Genomic DNA, 12,574 nt, shown 5'->3' with positions numbered 1-12,574 from the left:
GAAATATCACCCCATGTATTTCTTGAGCTCGCGGTAGGCCAGCGACCGCTTGTGGACCTCGTCGGGGCCGTCGGCGAACCGCAGCGAGCGCGCGCCCGCCCACAGCGCCGCCAGCGGGAAGTCCTGGCTGATCCCGCCGGCGCCGTGCGCCTGGATGGCCTTGTCCAGGATCCACTCCACGGTCGCCGGACCGGCGATCTTGATGGCCTGGATCTCCGTGTGCGCGCCCTTGTTGCCGACCGTGTCCATCAGCCAGGCCGTCTTCAGCACCAGCAGGCGCAGTTGCTCGATGCGCACCCGCGACTCGGCGATCCAGTCCTGGATCACCCCCTGCCGGGCCAGCGGCTTGCCGAACGCCTCCCGCGTCAGCACCCGGCGGCACATCAGCTCCACGGCCCGCTCGGCCATGCCGATGAGCCGCATGCAGTGGTGGATGCGCCCCGGCCCGAGCCGCGCCTGGGCGATGGCGAACCCGCCGCCCTCCTCGCCGATCAGGTGGTCCACCGGCACCCGTACGTCCTCGAACACCACCTCGGCGTGCCCGCCGTGGTCGGCGTCGTCGTAGCCGAAGACGGTCATGCCGCGCCGTACGGTGAGACCGGGCGTGTCGCGCGGGACGAGCACCATGCTCTGCTGACGGTGCTTGGGCGCCTCGGGATCGGTCTTGCCCATCACGATGAACACCCGGCAGCCGGGGTTCATCGCGCCGGTGATGAACCACTTGCGGCCGTTGATGACGTACTCGCCGCCGTCCCTCCTGATGGAGGTCGCGATGTTCGTCGCGTCGGAGGAGGCCACCTCGGGCTCGGTCATCGCGAAGGCCGACCTGATCTCGCCGGCCAGCAGCGGCTCCAGGTATTCCTTGCGCTGCCACTCGCTGCCGAACTCCGCCAGCACCTCCATGTTGCCGGTGTCGGGGGCGGCGCAGTTGGTGGCGGGCGGCGCGATGGCGGGTGACCTGCCCATGATCTCCGCGAGCGGCGCGTACTGCAGGTTGGTCAGCCCCGCGCCCTGCTCTCCCGGAAGGAACAGGTTCCACAGGCCGCGCGAGCGGGCCTCGGCCTTGAGGTCCTCCAGCATCGGCGGCGGGCTCCAGCCACTGGCGGCGGCCTGTTCGTGGAAGGCGTGCTCGGCCGGGTAGACGCACTCGTCCATGAACTCCAGCAGCCGTTCCCGGTAGCGGTTCGTGGTCGCGTCGAACCCGAAGTCCATTCAGACCTCCATGAGCCCGCGGGCGACGATCGGGGCGACCTGGTCGCCGACCTCGGCGAAGCCCTCCCCCACCGTGAGCCCCTTCGTGTATCGGAAATGGATGCCCTCGGCGATCACCGCGAGCTTGAAGCAGGCGAGGCCGACGTACCAGCCGAGCCGGGACAGATCGCGCCCGGACGCCTCTCCGTAGTGCGCGGCCAGCTCGGCGCCGGGCGGCACCTCCCCGGCCGAGCCCCGGTCGAGCGAGGAGACCTCGCCGTACAGGAGGAACAGCGCCAGGTCGGTGAGCGGGTCGCCGAGCGTGGACATCTCCCAGTCGAGCACGGCCCGCACCTCGCCGTCGGCGACGAGCGTGTTACCCAGCTTGAAGTCGCCGTGCACGATCGCCGGCCTGCCGGAGGCGGGCACGTCGCGGGCGAGCCGCTCGTAGAGGTCGTCGATGCCGGGCACCTCTCGGCTGCGCGAGGCGTCGAGCTGCCGCTTCCACCGGGCGACCTGCCGCTCCAGGAAGCCGTCGGGCCTGCCGAAGTCGCCGAGTCCCACGCTGTCGGGGGTGATCGAGTGGAGCGCGGCCAGCACGTCCACCAGCCCGTGGGCGAGGGCGGGGGTGAGCGGCGGCTGCCCGCCCTCGACGTGCTCCATCACGTAGAAGGGCGCGCCGACGACCTCGGGGTCCCGGCACAGATGGTAGGTGCGCGGCACCGGGACACCCGTGTCCTGGAGCGCGCTCATGACCCGGTATTCGCGGCCCATGTCGTGCGCCGTCGCCAGGACGTGCCCGAGCGGCGGCCGCCGCACGACGTAGGTGCTCGTGCCGTCACTGACGACGTACGTCAGATTGGACTTGCCGCCCACGATCAGCTCCGCGGTGAGCGGCCCTTCGGTCAGGCCCTCGCGCTGGAGGTGCTCGGCGAGGCGGGTGAGGTCGAGGCCGGGCGGGTCAGCGTTCACGCCGTCAGCGTACCGACCAGACGGTATGTATGTCGACACGGCCACGGCGAAGTGGTCCTCGCCGTTCCGCCCCAAGTGGCCATCCGCCCGCGGCCCAGGTCGGCGATAACGTCGGGCGCATGACCGCGAAGATGCCCGCGCCGGCCGTGCTCGACGGCCGCGTCGTACGCCTTGAGCCGCTCGCCCCCGGCCACGTGCCCGACCTGTTCCTCGCGGCGCAGGACGAGGAGGTCTGGCGGCACCGGCCGGAGCCCGTGCCGCAGACCGAGGAGGACATGCGCCGCCTGGTGGAGACGCTGCTCGCCGACCCGCGCACCACGCAGTTCGCGGTGGTACTCAAGGAGACCGGCCGGGCGATCGGCTCGACCGGCTACTGGGACGTCGGAGGCTTCGACGAGAGCGTGGAGATCGGCTCCACCTGGTATGGCCGGGCCTACTGGCGCACCGCCGTCAACACCGAGTGCAAGGTCCTGCTGCTCGACCACGCCTTCGCTCTCGGCTTCGTACGCGTGGTGCTGAAGACCGACATCCGCAACCTGCGGTCGCAGGCGGCCATCGAGCGCATCGGCGGCGTGCGGGAGGGCGTGCTCCGGCGGCAGTACCGCCGCCCGGACGGCACCTGGCGTGACAGCCCCCTCTACTCGATCCTCGACGACGAGTGGCCGGCCCACCGCGCCCGCCTGCTGGCCGCCCGGCACTGACGGCCACGCCGTGATCGGCGGGTGATCGGCGGGGCTCACCTTCCCGAGGCGATGCGGAGGAGCTCCCGGAAGGCGGCGTCGAGCTCTTCGAGGGTCGGCACGTCCCCCGCCCCCACGACCGCGTCGAGCAGCAGCCCTTCGACGTAGGCGACCATCTGCCGGCCGTGCCGCACCGGATGGGGCGAGCCGGCGGCGGCCAGCGCCGCGACCGCCTGCTCCCGGAACCGGCGCCCCATCTTGTCGTACATCGTGCGCAGCTCGGGGCGCCGGCTCGCCTCCAGCGCCAGCTCGTATCGCGCGATCGTGGTCTCGCGGTGCACGGTGATCGCCGCGTGCATCGCCCTCGCCATGAGTTCCGCCAGCCGCGCCACGTCGACCGCACCCTCGGGCATCCCGAGATCGGATGGCATCGCGGCGGTGAACACGGCCTCCTCGCGCTCGGCGAGCCGGGCCAGTGCGAGCTCCAGCAGCGCCGCCCGCGTGCGCGCGTGGTTCGAGGTGGAGCCCGGCGGCAGCCCCGCGGCCTCGTCCACCGCACGATGGGTGAGGCCCCGCATCCCCCGCTCGGCCAGGATCGCGATGGCCGCGTCCGCGACGAGGACCTCCCGCTGACTGCTCACCCCCTCATCGTAGAGGCGGACTACAGCTGTAGTACGCTCACTACAGATGTAGTGACGAGGAGGCGGCATGGCGCACGCGGTGGTGATCGGGGCGGGCATCGGCGGGCTGACGGCGGCCCTCGCCCTGGCGCGCAAGGACTGGTCGGTGACGGTCCTGGAACAGGCGGCCTCGATCGAGCCGGTGGGCGCCGGGCTGGCGGTCGCGCCCAACGCGCTCCGGGCGCTCGACGTGATCGGCGTCGGGGACGAGGTCAGAAGGCTCGCCGCCATCCAGGGCCAGAGCGGCATCCGGACGCCGGACGGCCGCTGGCTGTCGCGGACCACCGCCGAGGACGCCGCCGCCCGGTATGGCGACCCCATCGTGCTGCTCGCCCGGTCGGCGCTGGTCGGCATCCTCGCCGGACGCCTGCCACAGGGCGCCCTGCGGGTGAACACACGCGTCGCCTCGGTGGACCCGGCGACCGGCCGCGTCACGGTGCCGGAAGCGGAGACGATCGAGGCCGACCTGGTCGTGGCGGCCGACGGCATCCGGTCCCGGACCCGCTCAGCCCTGTTCCCCGGCCACCCCGCACCGGTCTACGCGGGCGTGACGAGCTGGCGGGCGATCGTACCGCTGCCCGGCGTGACCGGAGCATCCGAGACCTGGGGGCCGGGGCTGGTCTTCGGAGTCATGCCGCTCGCGGGCGGCCAGGTGTACTGCTACGCCACCGCGAAGGTTTCCGCCGGCCTGCGCGCGGCGGACGAGAGGGACGAACTGCTCCGGTTGTTCGGCCGCTGGCACGACCCGATCCCGGCGCTGCTGGCCGCCGCCGACCCGGCCGCCGTGCTCCGCCACGACATCCACTGCCTCGACGCCCCGCTGCCCGCCTTCCATGCCGGGCGGGTCGCGCTGCTGGGCGACGCGGCCCATCCCATGACGCCCAACCTGGGGCAGGGGGCCTGCCAGGCCATGGAGGACGCCGTCGTGCTCGCCGGCCGCGTTTCGCCCGGGAAGGGCCTGTCCGCCGGCCTTGCCGCCTACAGCCGGGAACGGCTGGCGCGGACGACGCCGATCGTCCGGCGGTCGCGGGCGATCGGCCGGCTCACCCGGTGGAGCAACCCGCTGGCGGTCGCCCTGCGCGACGGCGCGATGCGCGCGGCGGGCCGGCTCGGGCCCGGCGTCGCGTTGCGGCAGGGCGACCAGATCTTCGTCTGGTCGCCCTGAACGGCCGAGATATCGGCCGCCGAGGAGGTCAGGCCGCCTCGGACGCTGCCACCGGGCCACCGATCCTGTCCGGCTCGGCCGGTACGGCCACGGGCTTGGAGTGGTCGGGGGCGAGGCGGCCGAGCGTGATCGTCCCGGCGATCAGCAAACCGGCCGCGAGCAGCGCGGGGATCGCCTTGTCCACTTCGGTGGGCAGCGACTCGCCCAGCAGCACGGCCCCGGCGGTGACCGAGGTGATGGGGTCGACGACCTGGACCCCGGCGTAGGCGATGCCGAAGTAGCCCACGGCGTACGACTTCTGCAGCAGCACCACGGCGCAGACCAGCAGCACCGGGATGGCCAGGGTGAACCAGTGGACCAGGCGGCCGAGGTCTCCTTCGAGCCCGCCGCCGACGACCCGGACGAACGTGGACACGGTAGCGGTGACCGATCCGGCGCCGACCGCCATCAGCAGCGCCTTCGCCGGGCCCCTCAGCCAGCGCGCCGCGGTGAACGTGACGGCGACGACCAGGGCGACGCAGCCGATCAGCTCCAGGGCGTGCGCGTCCGACAGGACCGGGGTCACGTTGTGCGCCGGGACCAGCACCATCAGGCCGAGCAGGCCGACCGCCACCGCGATCGACCCGGCGATCTCCGCCCGGCGCGGGCGTCTGCCGTGCAGCGTCGCGGCGAGGGGCACCGCGAAGACGAGGGTCGCCACGCTCACGGGCTGGACGACGACCAGCGGAGCGAGGCTGAGCGCCACCGCGTGCAGGGACGCCCCGGCGAAACCGATGACCCCGCCGATCCACCAGCGGGGCCTTCTGACGAGAGCGAGGGTCGCCCCCTCGCTCACCGCCTCGAACTGCTGCAGCGCCGCGCCGAGGGCGTATCCCAGCGCGCCGACGAGGGCGATGGCCACTCCCACCCAGGTCATGCGCGCCCGCCGGTGTGTCGAGAAATCACCACGCAAGCTTAGTGGGACCCGGTACAGACCAAGGGAGCCCGCGACACAAGTCCGGCTTTCCGGCCAGCTCGCCATGATCCATTCCCCGAGATCCGCGACCGGCGCGGATCCCGGGGACACGACCTGGCTAGTCGGTGCCGCTGGACAGGGCGATGTCGATGACCCCGGTGTTCTCGGTCACCCAGGTGGCGGACAGCCCGCCCTCCTTCACCAGGGCCTCGCCGGTGACCTTGAGCACGCCGATCCGCTTGCCCGCGAGCGCGAGTTCGAGGACGTTCAGGTTCTCGGTCACCCAGGTGGCGGACAGGCCCCCTTCCTTCACCAGTGCCGCACCGCCGCCCCGAACGACCCCGATGCGGTCGCCGGCCAGGACGAGCTGCTTCACGGCCGTGTTCTCGGTCACCCAGGTGGCCGACAGCCCGCCCTCCTTCACCAGCGCGACGCCGTCCGCCCGGACCACGCCGATCCGGTCGCCGGCCAGCGCGAGCTGCTTGGCGCTGTCGTGCTCAAGCACCCAGTTGGCCGACAGGCCGCCCTCCTTCACCCAGGCCCTGCCGTCGGCCGTCAGCACCCCGATGCGGTCGCCCGACAGCGCGATCTGCTTGACCCGGCCGTCGTGCTCCAGCACCCAGTTCGCCGACAGGCCGCCCTCCTTCACCCAGGCCTTGCCGTCCCCGGTGAGGACGCCGATGCGGTCGCCCGACAGCGCGATCTGCTTGACGCCGCCGTCGTGCTCCAGCACCCAGTTGGTGGACAGGCCGCCCTCCTTCACCCAGGCCTTGCCGTCCCCGGTGAGGACGCCGATACGGTCACCTGCCAGCGCGATCTGGATGACCCCGTCGTGCTCCAGCACCCAGCTCGCCGACAGCCCGCCCTCCTTGACCAGGGCGTCGCCGCCGACCTTGAGCACGCCGATCCGGGGCAGGGCGACGGCCGCCTGCGCGGGCCCCTGAGTCTGCGCCTGCGCGCTCGCCGAGGTCGTGCCCAATCCGGCCGGCAGCAGGCCCGCCGCGCAGGCGAGCCCCGCCCCGAGGAGAACCAGGCCGGGGCGGGTCGCTGATCGAGTCGTCATGTGTGCCTCCGCGTCGCATCGGGCGGGCCCCCTGCCCGCCGAATCGATCACGGAGAGACTAGATCCGATCACGTGATGTAATCACGCTTCCTGCATCGCCAGGAGAGTCAGCCACACTGTGCCTGCTTCAGGGCCACTGGGCCTACTTCAGGACCTCTCCGGACACACGCAGAAAAGGTGGCCCTCCGGGTCGGCGAGCACCACCCAGTCGCCCGGCTGGAACTCCGGCTTGGTCGCCCCGAGCGCGATGTACTCCTCCACCGCCTTGGCGACGTCGGGCACCCGGAAGTCGAGGTGGAACTGCTTGTCCGGGCCGGGCCAGGAGGGGGCCTTCCGGTCGGGCACGCGCTGGAAGTAGATGCTCGTCGTGCCGTCGCCGATCCCCGCGTACTCCTCCTCGGCGTACTGCACCTCGAATCCGGTGATCCGGGAGTAGAACTCGGCGAGCTTCTTCGGCTCGGCGCAGTCGATGGTCACGGCGATGAGCTTCGCGGTCGTTGTCATGTCCGCCATCCTTCCGCGTATACCTGTCAGGGAGTGTCAGGTAGGCGCGCCACGGAAATCGGCATCGATAGTGGGACCATGAACCGGGCATGTGGAACCAGTCCGGCAAGCGAGTCGTTGGAGCGGATGTGGCACGGGTAGGCGAATGGATCAGGCGGTTTCTGGACAAACCAGGAAGCGTCGATCTGGCCCCCTTCCAGCGGATCGTGGCCGAGGCGGGCGAGCTGGAGGACGAGGTCACCCGGCGCGCCGAACTGCGCCCCGCCACCCTCGATCCCGCCTGGGTCGGCTCCGCCGACTTCTGCGCGGTGATGCGGGAGGCCGCTCGCCGGGCGCTCGGCCAGCGGCCGTACGACGTGCAGCTCGTGGGCATGCTGGCCATGCTGGAGGGCCACGTCGTGCAGATGGCCACCGGCGAGGGCAAGACGCTCGTCGGCGCGCTGACGGCGGCCGGGTTCGCGTTGCGCGGCGCCCGGGTCCACGCGGTCTCGGTCAACGACTACCTCGCCCGCCGGGACGCCGAGTGGATGGGCCCGCTGTACGAGACGCTCGGCCTCACGGCCGGGTGGATCGCCGAGACCTCCGCCTCCGAGGAGCGCCGGGCGGCGTACGCGTGCGACGTCACGTACGGCGCCGTCAGCGAGCTGGGGTTCGACGTGCTGCGCGACCGCCTGTGCACCGACCCCGCCGACCTGGTCGTGCCCGCCCCCGAGGTCGCGCTGGTGGACGAGGCCGACTCGGTCCTGGTGGACGAGGCCCGCGTGCCGCTCGTGCTGGCCGGCACGGCCGACCCCGGGACGGCGCTGCCCGAGATGGCGGCCCTCGTGCGGCGGCTGTCGCGCGGCTACCACTACACGATCGACGAGGAGGGGCGCAGCGTCTTCCTCACCCCCAAGGGCACCGACACGGTCGAGAAGGCCCTCGGGATCGACCTCTACGAGCACCCCGGCGTGGTGACCCAGGTCAACCTCGCCCTGCACGCCCACGCGCTGCTGACCAGGGACGTCGACTACATCGTGAGGGACGGCCGGGTCCACCTGATCAACACCTCGCGCGGCCGGGTCGCCGTGCTGCAGCGCTGGCCGGACGGACTGCAGGCGGCCGTGGAGGCCAAGGAGCACCTGCCGGCGTCGGAGACGGGCGAGATCCTCGACTCGCTCACCGTGCAGAGCCTCATCCGCCGCTACCCGCAGGTGTGCGGCATGACCGGCACCGCGATCGCCGTGGCCGAGCAGTTGCGCGAGTTCTACGACCTCAGGGTCGCGGTCATCCCGCCCAACAAGCCGTGCGTACGGGTGGACGAGCCCGACCGGATCTTCGCCACGCTGGAGGACAAGGAGCGGGCGCTGCTGGAGGAGATCGAGACCCGGCACGCCGCCGGGCAGCCGATCCTCGTCGGCACGCTCGACGTCGCCGAGTCCGAGCGCCTGGCCGAGGCCCTGGAGGCCAGGGGGCTGAGCGCGGCCGTGCTCAACGCGAAGAACGACGCCGAGGAGGCGCAGATCATCGCGAAGGCCGGCCGGCGCGGCGCGATCACGGTCTCCACCCAGATGGCCGGGCGCGGCACCGACATCCGCCTCGGCGCGGGCGACCCGGACGAGGAGCAGGAGGTCGCCGCGCTCGGCGGGCTCTACGTCATCGGCACCGGCAGGCACGAGAGCAGCAGGCTGGACGACCAGCTGCGGGGCCGCGCCGGACGGCAGGGCGACCCCGGCGGCTCGGTGTTCTTCGTCAGCGGCGAGGACACGCTCCTCACCGCGTACGTGCCCGACCAGTCGCTGCCCGCGGCCGGCCACGACGGCGTCGTACGCGACGCGGACGCCGCCGGGCTGGTGGCACACGCCCAGCGCGTGGCGGAGGGCGTGAACCTGGAGATCCACCGCAACACCTGGCGCTACACGCGGCTGCAGGAGCGCCAGCGGGCGGAGGTGCTGGAGCAGCGCGAACGCGTCCTGCACGGCGACACCGGGGCGCGGGCCCTGGAGCAGGCCTGCCCGGAGCGCTACCGCGAGCTGTGCGAGACGGCGGGCGAGGAGGCGGTCGAGCGGGCCGCCCGGCAGATCGTGCTGTATCACCTCGACCGCTGCTGGACCGAGCACCTCGGCTTCCTCGCCGACCTGCGTGAGGGCATCCACCTGCGGGCACTCGGGCGGCTGAACCCGCTCGACGAGTTCAACCGCGAGGCCGTTCCGGCCTACCGGACGATGCTCGACGAGGTCGAGCGGCGTTCGAAGGAGACATTCGAGAAGGCCGACGTCACCCGCGACCTCGCGGAGCAGGGCCTCAAGCGGCCCACGGCCACCTGGACCTACCTGGTGCAGGACAACCCGTTCGGCTCGGAGTGGGACCGGGTGCTCAAGCGCGTGGCCGGAGCGCTCAAGCGCCGCAAACGATAGAGGCTTCCCTACCGCTTGCGGTGGCGGCCCTGCTGGTGTGCGGTCGCGTGGGCGGGACGGCTCAGCACGGCCTTGGCGCCCACGGCGACGAGCGCGCACACCACGATCGCGACCGAGAAGGCGGGAACGGCCGCCTCTTCCAGCTGTCCGTCCACGGCCGACGCGGGGGTGAACGCCGGGGAGGCCGTCGCCTCGCCGGTCCTCGCCCCCTTCACGGTCTCCGCGGCGGTCCTCGCGCCGGCCTTCCCCGCGGTCTCCGCGGTCTTCTGCGCTGCCTTCTGCGCTGCCTTCGCCGCTGCCGTGCCGGCGAGCGGGGACATCCCGGCCGAGGCGGCCTCGGCCTGCGTGTCCGGCGAGGCGGGCGAGGCGGGCACGGCCGGCGCCGCAGATGGGGAGGCCACGGCCGGGGAGGCCACGGGGGCCGGGCTCTCCTTCACGCCAGGCGTGGACGTGGGAGCGGAGTCCTGCGACGCGGCGGCAGAGGCGGCGGGAGCGGGAGTCTCTGTCGGGCAGGGCGGCGGGGGCTCCGGGTGGTCCTTGACCCCGTACGCGCCCGTCGAGAACGGCTTGGGCGCGCCCGTCTTGCCGAGGCCCTTGCCCCACTGGGTGATCACGTACTTCACGGGGATGTGGCCGAGCCCGCCCGCGTCCTCGACGGTGAGCGAGTCGGTGTTCCAGGTGCCGCCGGTCAGCTCGGCGAACGTCTTGCCGTCGAGGTCGAGCATGACCCCGCTGCTGGAGGGAACGCCTGGGCCGCGGTCGCCGATGAAGAAGTCGGCCTTCTTGCCCTTGTAGATCACGTAGCCCTTGGTGCCCATCGGCCAGCTCGGGCTGGCGGCCAGGCCCTTCTGCATCGGCTCGCCCGACGCGGGGGCGCCGGTGTCGCCGTTGACGCCCGACCCGTCGTCCCAGAAGTACGACGCTGTCGTCTTGCCGGCGTACAGGACGATCTGGCCCTCGGCGGTCGGGCAGCCGACCTCGGGAACGGCGGGCGCGGCGGCCGCGTCGGCGGCCTCGGGCTCCGGAGCGGCCTCCTGCGGCTGCGGGGCCGTCGCGTCGTCCGCGTCCAGGAGCCATCCGGTGGCGACGAGCGTGGCGCCGTCGGTGGGCGTGTGCGGGGAGCCCGCCGGGGCGGGGCGGGCGGAGGCGTCCTGCCGGTGCGGGGGCACGGCGGTCGCGTGGTGCGTCTCGCCCTTCGCCGGGCTCGTCTGCTCCCGGAGGGCGTCGGTGTGGGGGTCCGCGTAGCTGGAAATGGGGGATCTCCTGACTGGTCACGGTTGGGTAACCGGACACTAAGCCAAGAACACCCCAAATCTCGACATCTCAGGCGAAAGTTTTACTTTCTGGACGAACCTCCCATGAAGTGGCAAAGTCAGATGTGACGCGCCCCCCTTCCCGGGGGGTTGAAGGGAAGGAGGGCACGCCACGTATCGGGATCAGGACGACAACAGGCGAGCCCGCAGCCCGGCCCCGAAGGCGGTCGGGGTGCCGTTGTAGTCGCTGATCAAGGACGGGCCGGTGGAGCAGTCCCAGGTGTTCCAGGTCCAGCCGAGGTAGGACGCGCCCTTCGCGTCGAACCAGTTCATGACCTGGTCGATGAACCCGTGCGAGCAGGTGTTCTCACCGATCTCCCCGGCCACCAGCGGGACCTGGGCGGCCACCGGCGCGAGCTGGCTGTCCCAGCACGAGGCGCTGACGCAGGAGTTGAAGTTGTACACGTGCCACGCGGCGGCCAGGTTGTTCCGCGAGTCCGTGGGCTTGTACTGCAGCCACTGCGACAGGTCGTTGGAGTAGGCCAGGCCGCCCAGCATGATGATGTTGGTCGCGCCGGTGGCCCGCACCGCGTTCACCAGCGACTGGAAGCCCGCCACCTGGTAGGGGATGCCGGAGCAGGTGCCGCCGTCGCGCCAGCAGGCCCACCCCGAGGCGGCGCTGCCGGTCGCGCGCTCCGGATAGGGCTCGTTGAACAGGTCGAACACGACCTCGTCACGGCCCTTGAACGCGTTCGCCACCCCCGTCCAGAACTGCGGGGCGTACTGCGCGTCCGGCATCGGCTTCTGGCAGGAGGCGTGCACGTCGGAGCAGCCCGAGGAGTTGCCGGTGTACTGGCCGTAGTTCCAGTGCATCTCGACGATCGGGGTGATGCCCTTGGCGACCAGCCGGTCGACGTACGCCTTGACCTCGTTCTGGTAGGCGGCGCCGCCGTACGAGGACTGGATGTTGCCCAGGCCGAGCCAGCACTCCTCGTTCAGCGGGACGCGGACCGCCCGGACGTTCCACGCCTTCATCGCGTCGATCGCCGCGTTGTCGACCGGGCCGTCCCAGATGCCGCGGCCCTGGACGCACATGAACTCGCCGCCCGAGCGGTTGACCCCCAGCAGCCGGTACGGCGTGCCGGTCGCGGCGTTCACGATCTTGTTGCCCGACACCTTCAGCTTCGGCGCCGCCCCTGTCGAGGGACTGGTGGAGGGGCTGGGCGACGGACTCGGTGAAGGGCTGGGCGAGGGGCTCGGCGAGCGAGAGGGCGAGGGCGAGGCAGACGGGGACTGCGACGGCGTGCTGCCGTTGCAGGCGACGCCGTTGAGCGTGAAGTCGGTCGGCGCCGGGTTGCCGCCGCTCCAGGACCCGTTGAAGCCGATGCTCGTCGAGCCGCCGGTGGACAGGGACTTGTTCCAGTCCAGGGCGGTCGCGGTCACGGTGCTGCCGGACTGGCTCCAGGCGGCCGACCACCCCTGGGTGACCTTCTGACCGCTGTCGGGGAACGTGAAGGTGAGCGTCCAGTTGCTCAGGGCGTCGCCCAGGTTCTGGATGCTCAGGTTGGCGGACATGCCGCCCTGCCACTGGCCGGCCGTGTAGGTGACCTTGCACGCCACGGCGGCCTGGGCCGCCGGCGTGTTGCCCAAGGCGAGGCCGCCTGCGGCGATCAGCCCCAGTGCGGTGAGGATCACGCCTCTCCGTCGCATGCTCC

11 protein-coding genes are annotated in these 12,574 nt (G+C 72.1%); 3 read left to right on the top strand and 8 right to left on the bottom strand.

The window, feature by feature from the left end; genetic code table 11:
• Nucleotides 1-6 precede the first annotated feature (6 nt).
• Together Msi02_RS06120 and Msi02_RS06115 are read right to left on the bottom strand one after the other, a co-directional pair.
• The gene (locus tag Msi02_RS06120; protein ID WP_204047427.1) at nt 7-1,212 is read right to left on the bottom strand and encodes an acyl-CoA dehydrogenase family protein; all 1,206 of its coding nucleotides are present in this window, start codon (nt 1,210-1,212) and stop codon (nt 7-9) included.
• Nucleotides 1,213-2,163: a phosphotransferase family protein gene (locus Msi02_RS06115; RefSeq protein ID WP_204047426.1), complete on the bottom strand. Its 951-nt coding sequence runs from the start codon at nt 2,161-2,163 to the stop codon at nt 1,213-1,215.
• Nucleotides 2,164-2,282: 119 nt separating this feature from the next.
• Between Msi02_RS06115 and Msi02_RS06110 the strand changes: the two genes are divergently transcribed.
• A complete protein-coding gene (locus Msi02_RS06110; RefSeq protein ID WP_204047425.1) occupies nt 2,283-2,864 on the top strand; it encodes a GNAT family N-acetyltransferase in 582 nt (193 codons plus the stop codon).
• 35 nt (nt 2,865-2,899) lie between these two features.
• On the opposite strand, the gene Msi02_RS06105 is transcribed toward Msi02_RS06110, so the two are convergent.
• The gene (locus Msi02_RS06105; protein WP_239108158.1) at nt 2,900-3,484 is read right to left on the bottom strand and encodes a TetR/AcrR family transcriptional regulator; all 585 of its coding nucleotides are present in this window, start codon (nt 3,482-3,484) and stop codon (nt 2,900-2,902) included.
• A gap of 67 nt (nt 3,485-3,551) precedes the next feature.
• Between Msi02_RS06105 and Msi02_RS06100 the strand changes: the two genes are divergently transcribed.
• A complete protein-coding gene (locus Msi02_RS06100) occupies nt 3,552-4,688 on the top strand; it encodes an FAD-dependent monooxygenase (protein WP_204047423.1) in 1,137 nt (378 codons plus the stop codon).
• Between the two features lie 28 nt (nt 4,689-4,716).
• Here the strand turns inward: Msi02_RS06100 and Msi02_RS06095 are convergent, their stop codons facing one another.
• The 3 genes from Msi02_RS06095 to Msi02_RS06085 form a co-directional block, all read right to left on the bottom strand.
• Nucleotides 4,717-5,604 carry a DMT family transporter gene (locus Msi02_RS06095; RefSeq protein WP_204047422.1) on the bottom strand — a complete coding sequence of 296 codons (888 nt, stop codon included), beginning with the start codon at nt 5,602-5,604 and terminating at the stop codon, nt 4,717-4,719.
• A 157-nt stretch (nt 5,605-5,761) separates the two neighbouring features.
• Nucleotides 5,762-6,706, bottom strand: a complete 945-nt coding sequence (locus tag Msi02_RS06090; protein WP_204047421.1) for a hypothetical protein — start codon at nt 6,704-6,706, stop codon at nt 5,762-5,764.
• A gap of 147 nt (nt 6,707-6,853) precedes the next feature.
• On the bottom strand, nt 6,854-7,210 hold the full coding sequence (locus Msi02_RS06085; protein WP_204047420.1) for a VOC family protein: 357 nt from the start codon (nt 7,208-7,210) through the stop codon (nt 6,854-6,856).
• A 128-nt stretch (nt 7,211-7,338) separates the two neighbouring features.
• Between Msi02_RS06085 and secA2 the strand changes: the two genes are divergently transcribed.
• Nucleotides 7,339-9,606: an accessory Sec system translocase SecA2 gene (gene secA2 / locus Msi02_RS06080; protein WP_239108157.1), complete on the top strand. Its 2,268-nt coding sequence runs from the start codon at nt 7,339-7,341 to the stop codon at nt 9,604-9,606.
• Nucleotides 9,607-9,614: 8 nt separating this feature from the next.
• On the opposite strand, the gene Msi02_RS43015 is transcribed toward secA2, so the two are convergent.
• Nucleotides 9,615-10,556, bottom strand: a complete 942-nt coding sequence (locus Msi02_RS43015) for a hypothetical protein (RefSeq protein ID WP_239108177.1) — start codon at nt 10,554-10,556, stop codon at nt 9,615-9,617.
• A gap of 486 nt (nt 10,557-11,042) precedes the next feature.
• Entirely contained in the window at nt 11,043-12,569 is a 1,527-nt protein-coding gene (locus tag Msi02_RS06070) for a cellulase family glycosylhydrolase (protein ID WP_204047418.1), read from the bottom strand.
• Nucleotides 12,570-12,574: the final 5 nt, after the last annotated feature.

Origin of the sequence: Microbispora siamensis, assembly GCF_016863095.1 — a bacterium.
Lineage (GTDB): Bacteria > Actinomycetota > Actinomycetes > Streptosporangiales > Streptosporangiaceae > Microbispora > Microbispora siamensis.
This window is presented reverse-complemented; position numbering and strand designations above follow the sequence as displayed.

What these genes read in the sequence shown, in the direction of transcription:
- Msi02_RS06110 (WP_204047425.1), top strand. Translation starts at nt 2,283, where the DNA reads ATGACCGCGAAGATGCCCGCGCCGGCCGTGCTCGACGGCCGCGTCGTA.
- Msi02_RS06095 (WP_204047422.1), bottom strand. Translation starts at nt 5,604, where the DNA reads ATGACCTGGGTGGGAGTGGCCATCGCCCTCGTCGGCGCGCTGGGATAC.
- Msi02_RS06085 (WP_204047420.1), bottom strand. Translation starts at nt 7,210, where the DNA reads ATGACAACGACCGCGAAGCTCATCGCCGTGACCATCGACTGCGCCGAG.
- Msi02_RS06070 (WP_204047418.1), bottom strand. Translation starts at nt 12,569, where the DNA reads ATGCGACGGAGAGGCGTGATCCTCACCGCACTGGGGCTGATCGCCGCA.
- Msi02_RS06100 (WP_204047423.1), top strand. Translation starts at nt 3,552, where the DNA reads ATGGCGCACGCGGTGGTGATCGGGGCGGGCATCGGCGGGCTGACGGCG.
- Msi02_RS06090 (WP_204047421.1), bottom strand. Translation starts at nt 6,706, where the DNA reads ATGACGACTCGATCAGCGACCCGCCCCGGCCTGGTTCTCCTCGGGGCG.
- Msi02_RS06120 (WP_204047427.1), bottom strand. Translation starts at nt 1,212, where the DNA reads ATGGACTTCGGGTTCGACGCGACCACGAACCGCTACCGGGAACGGCTG.